The sequence below is a fragment of the Rhodococcus sp. BH5 genome (genome assembly GCF_027583855.1).
GTDB classification, from domain to species: Bacteria; Actinomycetota; Actinomycetes; order Mycobacteriales; family Mycobacteriaceae; genus Rhodococcus_F; species Rhodococcus_F qingshengii.
Genome location: NZ_JAJHVW010000010.1, coordinates 173,568 through 192,316 on the forward strand (window position 1 = coordinate 173,568; position 18,749 = coordinate 192,316).

The 18,749-nt window shown below is 62.4% G+C and carries 18 protein-coding genes; 3 read left to right on the forward strand and 15 right to left on the reverse strand.

Going from position 1 to position 18,749, the window contains the following annotated elements; genetic code table 11:
* The first annotated feature begins 14 nt into the window (after positions 1–14).
* The gene (locus tag RhoBH5_RS24105; RefSeq protein WP_058037706.1) at positions 15–1,973 is read left to right on the forward strand and encodes a M13 family metallopeptidase; all 1,959 of its coding nucleotides are present in this window, start codon (positions 15–17) and stop codon (positions 1,971–1,973) included.
* 66 nt (positions 1,974–2,039) lie between these two features.
* On the opposite strand, the gene RhoBH5_RS24110 is transcribed toward RhoBH5_RS24105, so the two are convergent.
* The 13 genes from RhoBH5_RS24110 to RhoBH5_RS24170 all read right to left on the reverse strand — a co-directional run bounded on the left by RhoBH5_RS24110 (position 2,040) and on the right by RhoBH5_RS24170 (position 14,831).
* The gene (locus RhoBH5_RS24110; protein ID WP_003940244.1) at positions 2,040–2,366 is read right to left on the reverse strand and encodes a YnfA family protein; all 327 of its coding nucleotides are present in this window, start codon (positions 2,364–2,366) and stop codon (positions 2,040–2,042) included.
* 16 nt (positions 2,367–2,382) lie between these two features.
* Positions 2,383–3,468, reverse strand: coding sequence for an ABC transporter ATP-binding protein (locus tag RhoBH5_RS24115; protein WP_007731405.1), 1,086 nt, complete (start codon positions 3,466–3,468; stop codon positions 2,383–2,385).
* Between the two features lie 15 nt (positions 3,469–3,483).
* On the reverse strand, positions 3,484–4,815 hold the full coding sequence (locus tag RhoBH5_RS24120) for an ABC transporter substrate-binding protein (RefSeq protein ID WP_003940485.1): 1,332 nt from the start codon (positions 4,813–4,815) through the stop codon (positions 3,484–3,486).
* A gap of 37 nt (positions 4,816–4,852) precedes the next feature.
* Complete coding sequence (locus RhoBH5_RS24125) at positions 4,853–5,755, reverse strand: carbohydrate ABC transporter permease (RefSeq protein ID WP_003939837.1); 903 nt, start codon at positions 5,753–5,755, stop codon at positions 4,853–4,855.
* A complete protein-coding gene (locus RhoBH5_RS24130; protein ID WP_193594955.1) occupies positions 5,752–6,726 on the reverse strand; it encodes a carbohydrate ABC transporter permease in 975 nt (324 codons plus the stop codon). The genes RhoBH5_RS24125 and RhoBH5_RS24130 overlap by 4 nt, the downstream gene beginning before the upstream one ends.
* 74 nt (positions 6,727–6,800) lie before the next feature.
* Positions 6,801–7,724 carry a L,D-transpeptidase gene (locus RhoBH5_RS24135; RefSeq protein WP_064113418.1) on the reverse strand — a complete coding sequence of 308 codons (924 nt, stop codon included), beginning with the start codon at positions 7,722–7,724 and terminating at the stop codon, positions 6,801–6,803.
* Between the two features lie 216 nt (positions 7,725–7,940).
* The gene (locus tag RhoBH5_RS24140) at positions 7,941–9,623 is read right to left on the reverse strand and encodes an FAD-dependent oxidoreductase (protein WP_007731395.1); all 1,683 of its coding nucleotides are present in this window, start codon (positions 9,621–9,623) and stop codon (positions 7,941–7,943) included.
* Positions 9,624–9,704: 81 nt separating this feature from the next.
* Positions 9,705–10,586: a hypothetical protein gene (locus RhoBH5_RS24145; protein WP_270008878.1), complete on the reverse strand. Its 882-nt coding sequence runs from the start codon at positions 10,584–10,586 to the stop codon at positions 9,705–9,707.
* 10 nt (positions 10,587–10,596) lie between these two features.
* Positions 10,597–10,815 carry a dodecin gene (locus RhoBH5_RS24150; protein WP_003939815.1) on the reverse strand — a complete coding sequence of 73 codons (219 nt, stop codon included), beginning with the start codon at positions 10,813–10,815 and terminating at the stop codon, positions 10,597–10,599.
* Positions 10,816–10,830: 15 nt separating this feature from the next.
* Entirely contained in the window at positions 10,831–12,042 is a 1,212-nt protein-coding gene (locus tag RhoBH5_RS24155) for a serine hydrolase domain-containing protein (RefSeq protein ID WP_003940004.1), read from the reverse strand.
* A 108-nt stretch (positions 12,043–12,150) separates the two neighbouring features.
* Positions 12,151–12,666: a DUF6764 family protein gene (locus tag RhoBH5_RS24160; protein ID WP_039973227.1), complete on the reverse strand. Its 516-nt coding sequence runs from the start codon at positions 12,664–12,666 to the stop codon at positions 12,151–12,153.
* Between the two features lie 78 nt (positions 12,667–12,744).
* On the reverse strand, positions 12,745–13,785 hold the full coding sequence (ligD, locus tag RhoBH5_RS24165) for a non-homologous end-joining DNA ligase (protein ID WP_003940248.1): 1,041 nt from the start codon (positions 13,783–13,785) through the stop codon (positions 12,745–12,747).
* The gene (locus tag RhoBH5_RS24170; protein ID WP_039973226.1) at positions 13,785–14,831 is read right to left on the reverse strand and encodes an ATP-dependent DNA ligase; all 1,047 of its coding nucleotides are present in this window, start codon (positions 14,829–14,831) and stop codon (positions 13,785–13,787) included. The genes ligD and RhoBH5_RS24170 overlap by 1 nt, the downstream gene beginning before the upstream one ends.
* A 109-nt stretch (positions 14,832–14,940) precedes the next feature.
* On the opposite strand from RhoBH5_RS24170, the gene lppU reads away from it, so the two are divergent.
* A complete protein-coding gene (gene lppU / locus RhoBH5_RS24175; protein WP_007731384.1) occupies positions 14,941–15,558 on the forward strand; it encodes an LppU family putative lipoprotein in 618 nt (205 codons plus the stop codon).
* 88 nt (positions 15,559–15,646) lie between these two features.
* Here the strand turns inward: lppU and RhoBH5_RS24180 are convergent, their stop codons facing one another.
* Together RhoBH5_RS24180 and RhoBH5_RS24185 are read right to left on the reverse strand one after the other, a co-directional pair.
* The gene (locus tag RhoBH5_RS24180) at positions 15,647–16,798 is read right to left on the reverse strand and encodes a magnesium and cobalt transport protein CorA (protein WP_007731382.1); all 1,152 of its coding nucleotides are present in this window, start codon (positions 16,796–16,798) and stop codon (positions 15,647–15,649) included.
* Between the two features lie 301 nt (positions 16,799–17,099).
* Positions 17,100–17,717, reverse strand: a complete 618-nt coding sequence (locus RhoBH5_RS24185; protein ID WP_007731377.1) for a TetR/AcrR family transcriptional regulator — start codon at positions 17,715–17,717, stop codon at positions 17,100–17,102.
* Between the two features lie 100 nt (positions 17,718–17,817).
* Between RhoBH5_RS24185 and RhoBH5_RS24190 the strand changes: the two genes are divergently transcribed.
* Positions 17,818–18,732, forward strand: coding sequence for an SDR family NAD(P)-dependent oxidoreductase (locus RhoBH5_RS24190; protein WP_007731375.1), 915 nt, complete (start codon positions 17,818–17,820; stop codon positions 18,730–18,732).
* Positions 18,733–18,749 lie beyond the last annotated feature (17 nt).

Genomic DNA, 18,749 nt, shown 5'->3' on the forward strand with positions numbered 1-18,749 from the left:
GTAAGGATGGAGAAATGACCACGGCTCATCGCTCAGGCATCGACCTCACCCACCTCGACGGCGACACACGGGCGCAGGACGATCTGTTCGTCCACGTCAACGGAAAATGGCTCGCCGAATACGAGATTCCGGCAGACCGCGCAGTCGACGGGGCCTTCCGGACGCTCTACGACAAGGCCGAAGAAGACGTACAGACCATCATCACCGAAGCCGCGGAGTCCAACTCGGCCGCCGGTACCGATGCACAGCGCATCGGCGACCTGTACTCGAGCTTCATGGACGCCGACGCCGTGGAGGCCGCAGGCCTCGGCCCCATCGACGACGAGCTCGACGCCGTCGCCGATGCGCCGGACCGGTCGTCGCTGGCCACCGTGATCGGACGCCACCAGCGCGTCGGCGTCGGCGGTGCCATCTCGCATTACGTCGACACCGATGCCAAGAACTCCGAGCGGTACCTGATCCACTTCAGCCAGTCGGGAATCAGCCTCCCCGACGAGTCGTACTACCGCGAGGACAACTACGCGGAGATCCGCGAGAAGTACGTCGCGCACATCGACAAGATGTTCACCCTGGCCGGCGTCGGGTACGACGCCCAGCGTGTGTTCGAACTCGAGAAGAAGATCGCGGCCGGGCACTGGGACGTCGTCAAGCGTCGTGACGCAGATTTGAGTTACAACCTGGTGGGCTTCGAGGAACTGACCGAGCAGAACCCCGGTTTGGACTGGGCTGCGTGGCTGTCGGGTCTCGGCGCCGATTCGGAGAAGTTCGCCGAGATCGTGGTCCGCCAGCCCGATTTCCTGCACACCTTCACCGCACTCTGGGCGTCGGAGTCACTGGACGACTGGAAGGCATGGGCGGCGTGGAAGGTGCTTCATGCCCGCTCCCCTTATCTGCATTCGGCCCTGGTCGACGAGACTTTCGCTTTCTACGGCACCACACTGTCCGGGACCGAAGAGAACCGTGAGCGCTGGAAGCGCGGGGTAAGCCTGGTCCAGGATCTGCTCGGCGAGGCCGTCGGCAAGCTCTACGTCGATCGACACTTCCCCGCAGAGGCGAAGACCCGCATGCTGGAACTGGTCGCAAACCTGCAGGAGGCGTACCGCCGCAACATCTCCGACCTCGAGTGGATGAGCCCGCAGACTCGTGAGGCTGCATTGGCCAAGCTCGAGAAGTTCACCCCGAAGATCGGTTACCCCGACAAGTGGCGCGACTACGCCGGACTCGAGATCTCGGCAACCGACCTGGTGGGCAACTACCGTCGCGGATACGCCGCCGAGTACGACCGTGACCTGGCCAAGCTGGGCGGCCCCGTCGACCGTGACGAGTGGTTCATGACGCCGCAGACCGTCAACGCCTACTACAACCCGGGCATGAACGAAATCGTCTTCCCCGCAGCCATTCTCCAGCCGCCGTTCTTCGACGCGGCAGCCGACGACGCTGCCAACTACGGCGGCATCGGCGCCGTCATCGGCCACGAGATCGGTCACGGATTCGACGATCAGGGCGCCAAGTACGACGGCGACGGCAACATGGTCGACTGGTGGACCGACGAGGACCGCAGCGAATTCGGCAAGCGCACAAAGGCTCTCATCGAGCAGTACAACGAGTTCGAGCCCAAGGAACTGCCGGGCCACCACGTCAACGGCGAGTTCACGATCGGCGAGAACATCGGCGACCTCGGCGGGCTGTCGATCGCGATCGCGGCGTACAAGATCGCGACCGAAGGTACCGAACCTCCGGTCATCGACGGACTCACCGGCTTGCAGCGCGTGTTCTTCGGGTGGGCGCAGGTATGGCGCACGAAGGCCCGTGAGGCCGAAGCGCTTCGCCGTCTGGCCGTCGACCCGCACTCGCCGCCGGAGTTCCGGTGCAACGGCGTCGTCCGAAACCTCGACACGTTCCACGAGGAGTTCGACGTCAAGCCCGGTGACGCACTGTATTTGGAGCCGGAGAAGCGTGTGAAGATCTGGTAGCAGGGGCAAGCCCCTGTGTGCGCTTAGGGACCCCTGGACTCCCTGAGCGCGCACGGGGCCGAAGGCCTACCGGGCGTACATGATCACCCCGACGCCGACCAGACAGATCAGCGCACCGGCGATGTCGAAACGATCCGGGCGGAATCCGTCCATCACCACCGCCCACAGCAGTGAACCTGCGACGAAGATCCCGCCGTACGCGGCGAGGATGCGCCCGAAGTTCGCATCGGGTTGCATGGTGGCGACCAGACCGTAGAGGCCGAGCGAGATGACGCCGAGCCCCACCCAGATCCATCCCTTGTGCTCGCGAATTCCCTGCCACACCAACCACGCGCCCCCGATTTCGAGCAGCGCGGCGAGTACGAACAGCAACAGCGAACGTGCGACGGTCATGCCGCACACAGTATCGCTACAGACGTACTCCGGTCTCCGCGGAAAAGAAGTACACCTCGCCGGCCTTGGGCAGCAGATGAAGCGACTCCCCCGGTGCCACCGACATCTTCCGGTCGACGCGAATGACGATTCGACCGGATCGGCTCTGCCACTGCGAATCCGGGGCACCCTTTGCATAGACGAACGATTCGGCTCCCAACTCTTCGAGCAGATCGGCATCCACGGCCAGCGAGCCCTTTCGCCACGCTCCCACCAGATCCCACGATTCCGGGCGCACTCCCACGACGACCCGCTCCCGCTCGGACGCCCCGGTGGGCAGCGGAATCCGCAGATCACCGAGCACTGCGACGGTTCCCTCGACCGGCGCTTCGATCAGGTTCATGCCGGGCGATCCGATGAAGGCGGCCACAAAGGTGTTGACGGGGTTGTCGTAGAGTTCGCGCGGCTTCGCCACCTGCTGCAAGCGACCGTCCAGCATCACCGCCACTCGGTCCCCCATCGTCATCGCCTCGACCTGATCGTGGGTGACGTAGACCGTCGTGGTGCCGAGTCGACGCTGTAGGGCGGCGATCTGCGACCGTGTGCTGACGCGCAGTTTGGCGTCCAGATTACTGAGTGGTTCGTCCATGCAGAACACCTTGGGATGGCGAACGATGGCTCTACCCATGGCAACTCGCTGACGTTGCCCGCCCGACAGCTTTGCCGGTTTCCGTCCGAGCAAGGGTTCGAGTTCGAGCATCCGCGCGGCCTCGAGTACCCGCTCCCGGCGCTCCGTCTTTCCCACTCCGGCATTCTGGAGCGCGAAGCCCATGTTCTGCTCGACGGTCATGTTCGGGTACAGCGCGTAACTCTGAAACACCATGGCGACGTCACGTGCTCGCGGAGCGAGGTGCGTGACGTCCGTGCCGCCGATCTCGATCCGACCGTCCGACGCGGACTCGAGACCGGCGAGCATTCGGAGGCTGGTGGACTTACCGCAACCGGAAGGTCCTACGAGTACCAGGAACTCACCGTCGGCGATGTCGAGGTCGAGACGGTCGACTGCCGGTCGATCAGTTCCTTCGTAGCGGTGCGTGACTCCCGCGAATTGCACGTTGGCCATGAGTGTTCTCTCCTACTACTTCGGCAGCTTGGGGGTGATCTGCCGGTCGATGATCTGCTGCAACTGCGTGGCAACGCCGGCGAATGTCGATGCGACGTCGGCCTTCTGGAGAGCGATCTGCTCGAGTCCGGTGCCGATGATCTGATCCCCACCCGGGACGAACACGCGTGCGTAGTCCTGCGAGCGCGTACGCGAGAGCTGATCCACAGCGGTACGGGAGTTGGGGTTCGCGTCGAGGAACGCCTTCATGCTCGGCTCCGAGGTTGCCGACTTGCGGACCGGCATGTAGCCGACGTTCTGCGAGAAGTACGCCGTGTTCTCACCATTGGTGATGAAGTCGATGAACTTGAGCGCGTTCTTCTTACGCTGATCGGAGATCTTGGACGGGATGGCAAGCCCGGCACCGCCGGTGGGGCAACCGGGAGTTCCGTCCACTGCCGGGAGGAAAGCGGTGCCGAAGTCGAAGTTGGCAGTCTTCTTGATGCCGGACAGATCGCCCGTCGACGCGATGGTCGACGCCAGAATGCCGGTACCGAATTCGTTTGCGATGTCAGTGGAGACCGCGGCGTACTTCTTGTCGTGAATCATGCTGGAGAGGAACTGCCCTGCGGCAATGGTCTTCTCGTTGTCGAGCTGCAGATTCCACTGGTCGGAGTACGAGCCGCCGAACGTCCAGATTGGGCCTTCGTAGGTCCAGCCGAGGTAATCCTTCGCGTTGCCCCACCCGTGTGCCAACTTGCCGTTGCCCACGACCTTCTGCAGCTCGGGTCCCCACTCGTCGAACTCCTGCCATGTCGCCGGCCCACGGTCGGGAAGACCTGCCTGCGACCAGACCGCCTTGTTGTAGTAGAACAACGGCGTCGACCGCGCGTAGGGAAGCGCATAGTGCTTGCCCTGGAACAGGTAGTCGGCGAGCAGTGAATCGACGTAGTCGGCCGAGTCGACCCCCACCTCGGAGAAGAGTCCGTCGAGCGGCTCGATTGCCCCGGCCAGTGCATAGTTGAACCACCAGACATCCGACAGCACAACCACATCGGGCACATCTCCACCGGAGAGGGCAGCGTTGAACTTCTGTGCCACCTCTTCGTAGTTCTTGCCGCCGTCCACCAAGTTGACCTTCAGGTCCGGGTACTTGGTCTGGAAGCGGTTGATCAGTTCCTTCTCCACGTCGGTGGACTTACCCGGATGGTTCGACCAGAAGGTGATGGTGTTGGAATCACCCGACGCACCGGATGTTCCCGCAGCATCAGCGCTCGACCCGCCGGATCCCGCGCACGCGGTCAGTGCGGCGCCGGCGGCGATTGCACCGCCGAGGCTCAAGAATCCGCGCCTGTTCATGTTTGCCATTACTGCTCCTCGAGAAAGAAATGTGACGGGAAAGCTGTCAGCCCTTGACCGCACCGGAGGTGAGGCCCTTGATCATGTGTCGTTGCAGCAGAAGGAAAATCACCAGGATCGGTAGCATCGTCAGCACCGTTCCTGCCATGACCGGACCCCAGTTGGTAAGTCCGTCGTTGTTCTGCAGTTGGGTCAATCCGATCGGCAGCGGCGCTACCGAGGAATCGTCGGACATGAGGAACGGCCACAGGTACTCGTTCCATTCGTTGACCACCGTGATGATGCCGAACGCCACCATCGTGGGTCCGGAAACGGGGAGCACCACGCGCCAGAGCAACCGCCAGTGGCCGGCTCCGTCCATCCGCGCCGCCTCGACGATCTCCGAAGGGATCGAGAGGAAGTGGTTGCGCATGAGGAACGTACCGAAGGCTACACCCGCGAGCGGAACTATGATGCCCTGGAACGTGTTACGCCAGCCCCACTCTGCCACGAGCGCGTAATTCGAGATCACGGTGATCTGGTTCGGAACCATCAATGCGGCGATGATTCCGAGAAAGACGAAGTTCTTCCCCGGAAAGCGCAGGAAAACAAGCCCATAGGCGCTGAGAGTCCCGAGAACGAACTTCGCCGCCGACAGAATCGTCGTGATCACTATCGAGTTCCGCAAGAACATCCAGAACGGGACCGATGTGGTTGCTTCCGAATAGTTTTCGGGATGCAGCGACGACGGCCACCACGTTGCCGGCTGCGTGTAGATCTCCGGGCGCTCCTTGAACGAGGTCATCACGATCCAGTAGAGCGGCAGGACGATGATGACCAACGCGATCACCATTGCCGCATAGCCGAGGATCTTCACACCGACCTCACGCCGGTCCACGTTCTTGCGGTCCGGCCCCGGCCTAACGACGGAAGTCGGAGCAGCGCTTTTCTTTTCCTCTACCGCTGTCATTTCTCTTCTCCCCGATCCATGGCACGAACCTGGTAGACGGTGATGATCAGCAGGATCAGGAACATGATGGTGGCAACCGTCGCACCGTAGCCCGCCCGGAAGTTTCGGAACGTCTCGTTGTACACCTGGTAGACCATCGTCGTCGTCCCCGTACCCAGCGGGCCACCACGGGTCATGACGTTGATGATGTCGAAGACCTGGAGCGAGTTGAGCATGACGGTGATGGAGAGGAAGAACGTCGTCGGGCGCAACTGAGGTAGGAGCACCCGGCGGAACTTGGTCCACGGCTTGGCGCCGTCGATTTCGGCAGCTTCGTTCAGCTCCTGCCGAACTCCTTGCAGTGCAGCGAGATAGATGACAAACGTGTACCCGAGGTTCTTCCACATGTATGTCACCGTCACCATGAACAGCGCCCAGTGGGGATCCTGATAGAAGTCGGGCGATTGGAGTCCGACACGGTGCAGGAGATCCTGGATCAGGCCGAAGTTGGGGTCGAAGACGAACTGAAACGCGACACCGATCGCTGCACCGGAGATCACGAACGGCGCGAAGATGGCCGACCGAACCAGGTTTCGCCCGACGAGCTTGCGATCGAGCAGCATGGCCAACGCCAAACCGATGACCATCGAACCCACCACTGTAACCAACGTGAATATCACTGTGTTGGTGACGATCTCCCAGGTGTCGCTTCGTCCGAACCACTCGCGGTAGTTGCTCAGCCCGATGAACGTCGCCTTCGGGTCCGCAATGTTCCAGTCGAAGAACGAAAGTCGGATGTTGTCCACCAGCGGGCGATAGGTGAACAAGATCAGCAACGCGAGATTGGGGCCGACCAAGAGCGCGAAGAGCGCGTAATCACGCCATGGTCTGCCCCACAGACCTGGCTTGCCTGAAGTGGGCAGCGTTCTTTCCGGACTCGATCTCACTGAGGCAGTCTGACCGCCCGCAACGAATGAATGGTGAACGTACAAGACACTCGAGCTGAACGCGACACGAAAAAGGCCCTGCGCGAATACTTCTCGCGCAGGGCCTTCCTCGTCGATGTCTAGCGGTTCCAGTCGCCCAATCCGTCGGCGCCGCTGAGGACTCCACCTGCGGTGTTCTGCACGATCACCGGGTCACCCTTGCCTGCGTTCTCGAAGAACCACTTGGCGTCCTCGGTGCTGACATTGAGGCAGCCGTGGCTGACGTTGGTGAAACCTTGTTGCGCAACCGACCACGGAGCGGCATGGACGAAGATGCCACTGTAGGAAATTCGTGTCGCGTACTCGACGTAGGTGCGGTAACCCTCGGGAGAATCGATCGGGACGCCGTACGTGGACGAATCCATGTACATGTCGCGCAACTGCTCGCCGACGATGTACGTGCCGTTCGGTGTTTCGTGACCCGGCTTGCCGAACGACGTCGGCATGGTGCGCACGACCTCACCGTTGCGGGTGACGGTGACCTGCTTGGTGTTGTCGTCCGCGACGGTGACGAGTGCGTCACCGATGTTGAACGTGGAGTGCGAATCACCGGCGTCGACGGTCACGGAGATGTTCGCCGGCCAGAACTGTGTCGGCTTCCAACGGACCTGGCTGTCGTTGATCCAGTAGAAGCTGCCCTCGACCGGCGGATCGGTGGTCACGCGAATCGCGCGTTCGGCCGTAGCACGGTCGCCGACGGCCTCGTTGAATCGAATGATGATCGGTTGCGCGATACCGACGGTCTCGCCCGCGGACGGATTGAGCGACGGCGCGGAGAAGTTGGGAGCGCCGATGGGCGCCTGGATCGGCGTACCCGGGATGCCCGGAACCGGAATCGCCGGATCGAGGTACGGAACGCCGGGAATGACGGGCAACGGAATGTCCGGTCCACCGGGGAAGAGAGGAACGGCCGCGGAAGGTCCGGCGAGAGCCAGGCCGGCAGCCACCGCTCCGACGATTGCCACGGCAACCCGTGACGTCCGACGACCCTGTTTGCTGCCCATGTCACTACCTTCGCTCGAATGACCACGTACTCACGTGGAGTTTGCGCGGCCGGCATCGATACCCGCCTGGTACCGATGCCGATGCACCATTCGGACACACCCGCTCGGAGCACACCTACACACCCGAGCACGCCGAAGAGAGCAAACCGCGCATTTCCATAGTCATTAACACACAAATGCGGCAATCGAGCAATTCGGATGTTCGCCCAAACGTTGCTATCCCTCGCTGCGGGCAGCCGCCAACATGGATTCGATGGAGATGAGTTTGGTTCGCGGCCGTCCGGTTGCGGCACCGGATGCGCGTTCTGCCTTGTCGATCCGCTGCCAACCTTGATAGTCCACCTGATCCGGCGACCGGTCTGCCAACAAAACCTGCAACTTGTCGGCATCCTCGGTCGGGGTGGCGAGGCGCCCACCAGCGAAGTCGTCGAAGATCATCGACACGGTCTCGGCGGAGCAGTACTTGTTGGTGCCGATCACGCCAGTCGGTCCGCGCTTGATCCAACCCGCGACGTAGACACCCGGGATCGGCGTGCCGGTCTCGGTGTCGATTACTCTGCCGTTCTCGTTGGGGATCACGCCGCGAGCGTCGTCGAAGGGCAAGTCGGCCATCGGTGTGCCGCGGTATCCGACCGACCGAAGCACCAGTGAAGTGTCGATCGTCTCCTCGGTTTCGGTAGGCCGGGCGGAGAGCTGACCGGTCGGCGTTGCCACCAATTCGTTTTTCACGATCCGCACCTGTGAGACTGCACCGTCGCCGAGGACCTCGACGGGAGAGGTGAGGAACCGGAGAACGATCCGCTTGCGAGAAGGATCTGCGGTACGCGAAGCAAATTCCTGCGCCTGCTTGACCTTGAGCAGGACGGACGGCTCGGCGGCATCGCTGTCCACGAACGCCTGACTGGCCTCGTCGAGTTCGGCTTCGATCGGGTCGACGACTACGTCCACGTTCGCCATCTGTCCGAGCGCCAACAGTTCGGGATTGGTGTACGCGGCCTGCGCCGGCCCACGACGCCCGAGAATGACCACCTCACGAATCTTGCTGTTCCGCAGCGCTTCCAATGCATGCTCGGCGAGGTCCGTCTTCGCAAGCTGGTCAGGGTCGGTCACCAGGATGCGTGCGACGTCGAGTGCGACGTTGCCGTTTCCGACGATCACCGCTCGCTCGCCGGACAGATCGAAAGTCCGATCGGCATATCCCGGGTGGCCGTTGTACCAGGCGACGAACTCGGTGGCGGCGTGACTTCCCGGCAGATCCTCGCCCGGGATCTCGAGCTTGCGATCCCCGGCAGCGCCCACCGCGTAGATCACTGCGTGGTGATGGTCCAAGAGTTCCGAATGCGAGATGTGGGTGCCCACCTCGACGTTGAAGTGGCAGCGCACAGTCTTCTTCGCGACCACGGCGCGGAACTGATCGGTGACGCCTTTGGTTCCGGGATGATCCGGCGCCACGCCGGCGCGCACCAAACCGTATGGAGTGGGAAGTCGATCGAACATGTCGACCTCGACGCGAGGCTTGCCGGTCAGTTCCATCGCCGCGTAGCAGGCGGCCGGGCCGGAGCCGACGATCGCTACTTTCAGCGTTCCCAGTTCGGGATCGATCTTGGCCATCGTGATCGGCTCGGGCCAATCCGGGCCCATCGGATGCTTCTCGAAGTACGACGCGTTCATCTGCAGGTACGGCGCGTCGTCCTCGTCGAGTTCGTTGTCCGGGAAGATCGCCTCGACCGGGCATTCGTCCACACACGCACCACAATCGATGCAGGTGTCGGGATCGATGTAGAGCATTTCGGTGGTCGCGAACGGGGCTTCGTCCGGTGTCGGGTGAATGCAATTGACCGGACACACGTCAACACACGAGGCGTCGTTGCAGCACGGCTGCGTGATCACATACGCCATGACATTCCCCTATCCCTGAAACACGAAGCTCGAACTGGTTCCCAGACTATAACGTGTTCCAATTTGGCGCGAGAATCGTTTTCAGATCACCCCATTGCGCTTCAGCAGCCACACCGCCTGCACGGTGGCGTGACCTCGCCATTCCAACGCCGCGACGGGCGAATAGCTGTCGAAATCCACCGCCCAACCGCCGTCGCCATGTTGTCGCGCAGCGAGCGCAGACAGTTCGGACTCGATCACTGATGCGTCGAACAACGCGCGGGTCGGGCCGCCGGGAAGCGGTGAGAAATCGAGGGGCCGCATGAATTCGCCCTCGGCTCCCCCGTCCACGTGAACCAAGCCGTCAGCCGGGATACGCGAACCAAGAGTGCTCACCAACGACGACGCTTCGGGACTGTTCCGGTGAACCGCGTCGAGAAACTGCAAGGCAAAGGCCAGCTCGAGGGCATGCAGAGAATCCGCCCTGTCGATCGCGTCGAGGCAATATCGAACGGCAGAGGCGAACCACGGATGTTCGGCGACGGCCTCGTCGAATTCGGCGACGCGAGCCGCTGCAGCACACACGATGCTGGTGATCTGCAACGACGGCGCCAACGGATCCGCGCTCACCCAGAAGGGCGCACAACCGGCCGGGTCGGCAATCGGAAAGGCAAAGGGCAAACCGCCGCCTGCCAGCGAATTGGTCTGCAACCAACCGCACAGCTCGACGGCTCTGGGCGTCGGCGTTCCGATGTCGGCAAAGGCTTCGAAGGCGTGCAGCGCGCCGCCAGGTTGGCTCGATGCCGAGCGAAGATCCGGTTCGAGTCCCCAGCCGTACCCACCGTCCGGGTTGCGATAACTGTCCACAGCCGCCAATGCCGCGGTCCGGTCACCCTGTCCGAGAATCAAATTCAGTCGATGCCGATCGAGAGTTCTGGCATGTCCCGCCATGAACCCGACGGCCGCCCTGAGATCAACACTCATGAACGACGACTCAAGATTCGTCGCCGTCGAGCCGGAAGCCGACCTTCAACGTGACCTGGAAATGCGCCACGGCGCCGTTCTCGATGTGACCGCGAGTTTCCACCACCTCGAACCATTCGAGGTTGCGCACCGTCTCGTTCGCCCGGGCGATGGCGGTGCGAATTGCCGCGTCACTGCTCTCGGTGGACGAGCCGACGATCTCGGTCACCCGGTACACGTTGCTGCTCATGGCATTCCCTTCGTGTCAGATTCGACGAACCAACTCCTGCGCCTCGGCACCGAGCCTCGCAAGGCGAAGATCACCGAGAGCTGTCACAGCACTACCCAACCTGTTGGTGGTGAAACCGAGCGAGAGTCCGCTGGACAGGTCCGCATACGCGCCTGAACCGCCGACTCCGTAGTGGCCTATCGCATTCCGCGGCTGCCGCCGCGCGGCAATGATCGGCGGGTGGTAACCGAGAGTCCAGTTGGGCCGCACCGCCAGCACGTAATCCCGATCGCGAGTCTGGATGGTCGACATCTGGTCGATGGTCGATTCCTTCAGGAACCGCTTCCCGTCGATCACGCCGCCGTTCGCGATGGCGCCGTACATCTTCGCGAGAGCACGCGCGCTGAACACTCCGTTCCAGCCCGGCATGACGGCGTCGTGGACAGCCGGGTTGCGCACCATGACGTCGAAACCGTCCGGCATCGCGGCCTCCGCGAGTCCGCGAGTCGGACCGACGTGTGAGAGCACGGTCGACGCGAAGGCCCAGTTCAAGCCGGCAGGGTTGATATGTGGGAACAGCTTCGCGATCCGTGGACGCTCGGTTTCGGGTACGCGGTACCAGAATTCGTCGACTCCGAGGGGCTTCGCTATCTCCGCTTGTACGACGTCGATGAACGGCTGACCGGACACCCTGGCCACAAGTTCGGCTACCAACCAGCCGTAGGTCACAGCGTGATAGCCGGGGCCTCGAAGCCGACGCGGATCCGGTTTCTCGGCAGCCAGGGCGGCAACGACCGCGTCGTAGTCCATCAGGTCGAGGGGATGCGGCATCAAGCCGCGAACTCGGTGAAGGCCCGCGCGATGTGACATCAGTTCACGGACGGTGATCTTGTCCTTGCCGGCCGCCGCGAATTCAGGCCAGTACCGAGCAACCGGGGCGTCGTAGTCGATCAACCCACGTTCGGCGAGTCGGTGAACGACGGTGCTGGCGACGCCTTTGCCGGTCGAGAACGACAGCGACACCGTGTCGTGGTCCCAGCGCCGATCACGATCGGCATTGCCGGCCCAGATGTCGAGAACTTTCTCGCCTCCCAGGTACACGACCAGCGCGCCGCCGCCTTGTTGCGGTTGGCGATACATCGCGAAAAAGCGGTCGGCCAAGGGAAGGAATCGCCGGTCCACGTACAGCTCGGTGCGCGAAGGCACCTCCACCCGGGCGAGCGAACCCCGTCGTGCACTGGGAGTCATCGCGTCCTCCGATCCCCGCTGATCAAGTTGTCCGGTCACCCGATCGGTGGCAGGAGCTTGACACCATTGTGACCACTGTCACGCAAGAGGCTCAGGGCCGGGGTGCCCTCACGGGGTGACCCACGTCGAAGTGCCGTCGCTGAAACATCCCTGACCTGTGGCGATATTGAAAACAAGGGTGGGACCACCTGAGCAGATCGCCCCGACGTCCGCGTCACCCACTGCCGCTCTGCCGCCAGGTCCGCTGAGCACCACGGCAAAGGGTGAGGAGTCGGTGCGACCGAGTGCGAGCGAACCCGGGCCGTACGCGACCGCGGCAAGTAACCCACCGCGCGACTCCGCCGCAGCAACGCCGCCGAAGAGGCCGAGGCCTGCCGACCTGCCGCCGTCTCGAGAATCCGCGACGCCGACGCCGTCGCCCTCGACGTGTGAAATCGCGTAACTGGAGGGATCTGCCACCGCTCGGCATGCGGATGACCCGTCGACGATCGTCTGATCTTGCCCGCGCGCCGAACAATCCAACGTCGCGGCAGACGCTGTTCCGCTACCGAGTGACAATCCGAAGGCGGCAAGAATCACACCGCCCGCCGCTAAGCTTGCTGCTCGCATTTTCCGGCGATCCATATCCAACCCCCACAGTGCATTCGACGTGACCGTACATTCGACGTCTGATCGAATTACCCGATATGTCCGCCTCTGACGCTACCCGTCTTTGTTCTTCCGATCGCGGTCCTTGCTCGGTTGAACACGTTTGGGTTCACCGGGCATTTTGGGATAGTTCGGCGGGTACGGCAGATCGCCCAGTCCCGCCGCCAGATCCTTCTCCCACATCTCCAACAGAACATCGAGGGCAAAGGCCTTGTCGTGCATGGCTTCCATCGGATCACCACGATCGGCGAGCAAGCCGGGAACCGTGGCGATGGTGCAGTCGTCTGGATGCACGTCGCGCAGTTCGTCCCAGGTCACCGGCGTCGACACAGTTGCGATCGGCGTCTTACGAGCGGAATACGCCGCCGCGATCGTCCGGTCACGGGCATTCTGATTGAAGTCGATGAAGATCCGTTCACCCCGCTCTTCCTTCCACCACGCGGTTGTGGCGCGATCGGCACTACGACGCTCGACTTCACGGGCGAGGGCGATACCCGCGTGGCGGACCTCGACAAAATCCCAGCGCGCCTCGAGCGGGATGTAGACGTGAAGGCCTCGGCCACCGGACGTCTTGGGAAATCCTTCCAATCCCAACTCGGCGAGCAGAGGGCGAAGGACCTCGTCCGCGATGGCAACGGCCTCGTCGAACCCGGTCCCCGGTTGCGGATCGAGATCGATGCGCAGTTCGTCCGGGTGGTCGGTGTCCGGGCACCGCACGGCCCAGGGATGAAACGTGACAGTCCCGAGATTGGCGGCCCACACGATGTTCGCAGCACTTCGCACTCGAAGGACGTCGGCCTTGCGACCCGACGGGAACGTGACCTCGCAGGATTCGACGTGCTCGGGCCGCTTTGCCGGCAGCCGCTTCTGGTAAACCTCTTCGCCCTCGATGCCGTCGGGGAATCGCTGAAGATGCGTGGGCCGATCTTGGAGCGCCCGCAACGCTGCACCCTGCAGCGCCACCGTTCGGTAGTACTCGACAAGATGCCGTTTGGTTCCGCCGTCCTCACCCAACTGCGGATAGTAGATCTTGTCCGGGCTCGACAATCGGACCGCGATCCCGTCGACGTCCAGTTCCTCTGCCGGGCTCGCCATCACTTACCGCCTGCAAGAACATCCGCGAAGTCGTATCGCACCGGAACCTCCAACTGATCGAATGTGCATTCGTCGGGCACCCTGTCCGGACGCCAGCGCAGGAATCGTGCAGCGTGCCGAAAGCGTTCCCCTTCCATCTGGTCGTACGCCACTTCGAGCACCCTCTCAGGACGAAGCGGAATCCAGGAGCGGTCTGCGGCCGATCTCCACCGGCTGGCCTCTCCCTCGGCTACAACGTCGTCCCCGAGGCGCAAAGGTTCGAGTTCGGCCAACAACTCGATCCGCCGCGCCGCGGTGAAAGCAGAAGCGCCACCGACCATCTTCAATTCGGAACCGTCGTACAGACCAAGAAGCATCGACCCGATACCTGGCTGACTCTTGTGGGGACGGTAGCCCAGCAGTACGACATCCGCGGTCCTGGCGTGTTTCACCTTGATCATCTCGCGCTTGTTCGGCAGGTACGGTCCCGCCAGCTTCTTGGCGACAACCCCGTCGAGACCCGCGCCTTCGAAGGTTTCGAACCAGGCCATTGCTTCGGCGCTGTCGGCCGTCGCTGCCGTGACGTGGCAACTCGGCCCGCCACCGACGCAATCGAGGAGCAACGCACGTCGAACCCCGAAGTCCTCGATCGAGACGTCGCGATCCCCGAGCGCCAGTAAATCGAACCCGACAAATTGCGCGGGCGTCTGTTCCGACAACAATGCGACGCGGCTCGCGGCGGGGTGAATCCGCTCGGAGAGCGCTTCCCAACTCAGGCGCGTCACACCGTCGATCTCACGGGGAACCACCAGTTCTCCGTCCACCACACATTTTTCGGGCAATTCAGACTTGACGGCTTCCACCGCCTCGGGAAAGTACCGCGCCAAGTCCTTTCCTCCTCGCGATCCGAGCACCACTTCGTCACCGTCACGAAAGATGATTGCTCGAAATCCGTCCCATTTCGGCTCGTACGACCACGTCGGGTCACCGGACTCGGGCTGAGGCGGCACAGTGGCCGCAGCCTTCGCGAGCATCGGGGCAAGCGGCGGCATCAGGGGTAGCTCCACCTACCCATACTGACAGTCCGGTTGGCAATTCGACTACCGATGTATTGGAATAGGTCCCGAACAATCCACGAACCAACAGAATTATCCAAGAATCAACAAAGGGGTCCTTATGTCCGGAATCGTCCGGCGACTTTGCACTGCGGTGATCGCAACTTCTGCAATCGCCGCCTTCACCGTCGGTTGCGGTTCCGACATCGAGCCGAAAGCCATTGCGGAATCATCTTCCTCGGTTGCCGATTCGACCACTACCTCCGCGGCCCCGACCACCTCGAAGATCACCGGCCAGGAGGGCTCGGACGACGGCGGCGACGTCGACATCGACGTGTCGATCGGTGATTGCGTCAAGCTCGGAGGCACCACGACGGCCGCAGAAATCGACAACGCGGACTGCGGTAGCAAGGATTCCAACTACAAGGTGGTCGCCAAGGTTCCCACCTCTGATCTGTGTGCCTCCGACGTCGACTCGTACTACTACGAGACCCTCGCGGGTGACGAGCAGGGCGCTGTCTGTCTCGACGTCGACTGGGTAGTCGGCGGATGCATGGACCTCGGCAGCGGAATGGATGAGCCCGCCCGCATCGAATGCTCGGATACCAGCGGCACCAACGTCGTCGAGGTCGTCGAAATCCTGCAGAACTCCACGTCGATCGACGAATGCGGTTCGGGGGCAGACTCGGGATTCGAGCACCCGGAACGTAAGTTCACGGTCTGCGTCGCAACGCTCTGATTCGAGCGCCCTCCCGAAAAACACCTGTGCGCCTTGCCAACCGATCTCGGTTGGCAAGGCGCACAGCGCTTTCTACAGCCGGCGCTTTCTACAGCCAGCCCCGACGCTTGAAGATCGTGTAGAGACTTCCACAGGTCAGGAACATCATCGAGAGCGCAAACGGATAGCCCAAGTGCCAGTGCAGTTCCGGCATGTCGTCGAAGTTCATCCCGTACACGGTTCCGATGAGCGTCGGCGCGAAGAGAATTGCCGCCCACGCCGAGACCTTCTTGATCTCCTCGTTCTGCGCGTAGCTTGCCTGCGTCAGATTGCGCATCTCCTCGTTCTGGTTCTGCGACACCAGAGTTGCGTTCACCGTGAGGATGTTTCCGAGCAACTGACGAAAGCCGTCGGCCCGCTCCACCACAGTCGTCGCATGGTCGGTGACGTCGCGCAGGTATCGCTGGAGTTCCTCGTCCGTGTGGTACTTGTCGAACCCTGCCGACAACCCACGCAGCATTCCCAGCAGCGGACGCGTCGCCCGCTGGAATTCGATCACCTCACGGGTCAGTTCGTAGATGCGACGCGAAACTCCGGGATCGCCACTGAATACTTCGGTTTCGATCTCGTCGATGTCGTTCTGCAGGCCGGCCACCACCGGGGCGTACCCGTCGACGACTGCGTCGAGAATGGCATAGAGAACGGCCTCGGTACCCAACCGCAACAGGTCAGGATCGTTCTCCATGCGAGTCCGCACCGCCGACAGATCCGGCGATTCACTGTGACGGACGGTCAGAATGAAGTTCGGACCACAGAAGATGTGCAACTCGCCGAATTCGACCCGCTCGGTCTCGTCGCGGTACCGCGCAGCACGCAGCACCACGAACAGTGTCTTGCCGTAGCGCTCGAGCTTGGGGCGCTGGTGCGCGACGATCGCATCCTCGACCGCCAGTTCGTGGAGGTCGAAATGTTGTGCAGCGGCATACAACTGGGCGTCGTCGGGCCGGTACATGCCGATCCACGCCATCGACTGCGAATCCGGAAGGCATGACAGTGCTTCCGCCAGCGTGGACGGTGACGCTATCCGCTCGCCGTCGCGGTACACGCCGCTGTTGACGACGGTCGATTCGACGGGCGCCACCGCCTCGGGCGGGGCAGCCTTGACGACGGTGCGTGCGGCACGCGAGTGTCCGGGATGTGAGTCACCGAGCCCCGCGGAACGACGCGGCAGTACCGAACGTGAACGACGAAATTCGCGCATGCTGAACAGCTTTCGAGGGAAGAGTGAACGACGACGCTTGCTTCACAGCAAAGCCGAAGCCGATGAACACACGATGAAGCTGCAGCAAAATACCGGATCAACCCGGGCGGCTACAGCTTCAGTTGGTACTCGGAGGTTGGCCACGCATTACAGCCACACCTCCTCTTCCCTGAATTCCTACGCAAGTCCGCGCACGACGCCAACATGCTACCCCGACTGTCAGAGCGGGACAAACCGAACGACAAGCCGCAGGACAGCACGAACCGGTCGGAGGAACCCGCTCGACGAATGCAGCTTTCAGTCAGTTCGCAGCGCGCAATCCGCCGATCAACAGTTCGACGATCTGGTCCGCCAACGACTCCGTCTCCGCCAAAGTCTGCCCTTCACGCCTTCGGTACCAGAGGTCGATGCCGTTGAGACTGCTGAGGAGGACTTTTGCCGCCATTCGAGGTGAGCCCGCACGAATGGAACCATCCGCGACACCTTCGGTCATCACGTCGACGAACAGATTCTCGTAATCGAGTCGCAGCGAATTCAGTTCCACGAGGACTTGCTGTTGTCTCGGTTTGAGCGCGGAGTTCATCTGGCCCCGGACGCCTTGGTGGATCGTGTGGTGGTACCCGAGATGTGTCATGAGATTGACCAGGTGGGCGTGCGACATCGCTTCGAGACGCGCGAGGCCGCTTTCTGCCCCGCCCATCCGAGACTCGACCTCAGCGCGGAGCAGGCTCATCCCGCGCTCGTAGATTGCCAGGTAGATGTCGAACTTCGAACGAAAGTGGTAGTAGACAAGACCTTTGGTGGCGCCGATTCGATCGGCCAGTAAATCTACAGTCGTGGCCGCGTAACCGTCTTCGGCAAAGGCGTCGGCGGCGCTGGTGATGATCGCGGATCGCACGTCCGGAAGATCACTACTCATTCGACTTCCACTCCCATTCACACTGCCTGCCGGCCCTTGACTGTTTCCACGCCATCGCATAGTAATACTGAGTAGTATCCCAGATCAGAGAGGTTTTCCAATGTCGTTGGATTTTTCCGGCAAGGTAGCGATCATCACGGGCGCAGGCGGCGGACTCGGCCGTTCACACGCATTGGCCCTCGCCGCACGCGGCGCACGCGTCGTCGTCAACGACATGGGTGGCTCGGTCAACGGCAGTGGCGGCGCTGATACCGCAGCAGCCAAAGTAGTGGCGGAAATCGTCGAGCTGGGCGGCGAGGCCATCGCGGACCACTGCGACATCACCGACGTCGACGCCGTTGCCGCCATGGTCGCGACGGCCGTGGACAAGTGGGGCCGCGTGGACATCCTGATCAACAACGCCGGAATCCTGCGCGACAAGTCGTTCATCAAGGCCGAGCTCGACGACTTCCGCAAAGTCATCGACGTGCATCTGATGGGTTCCGTCATCTGTTCCAAGGCAGTCTGGCCGCACATGGTCGAACAGAACTACGGACGCATCCTCATGACTACGTCGGCATCGGGAATTTACGGCAACTTCGGCCAGGCGAACTACGGCGCCGCGAAGTCCGGCGTCGTCGGCCTGATGAACGTTCTCGCCATCGAGGGCGAACGCAAGGGCATCCGCGTCAACTCGCTGGCCCCGACCGCCGCGACCCGCATGACCGAAGACCTCCTCGACGAGAAGACTCTCGCTCTGCTTGCACCCGAATCGATTTCACCCGGCGCACTGTTCATGGTCTCCGATGACGCACCGACGAAGACCATCCTCAGCGCCGGCGCCGGCGTCTTCGCGATCGCTCGCATGGAGGAGTCGCAGGGCGTCTACATCCCCGAAGGCGCACTCTCGCCCGAGGTCGTCGCCGAACGGTGGTCCGAGATCAGTGACATGACCGATTCCGTCCAGGTGCCCGCGGCGTTCGATCAGACCCGCCGGTTCGTCGAGAAGGCCGTGGCGGAGCAGCCCAGCAACTGAGCAGGGCAACCAGACAA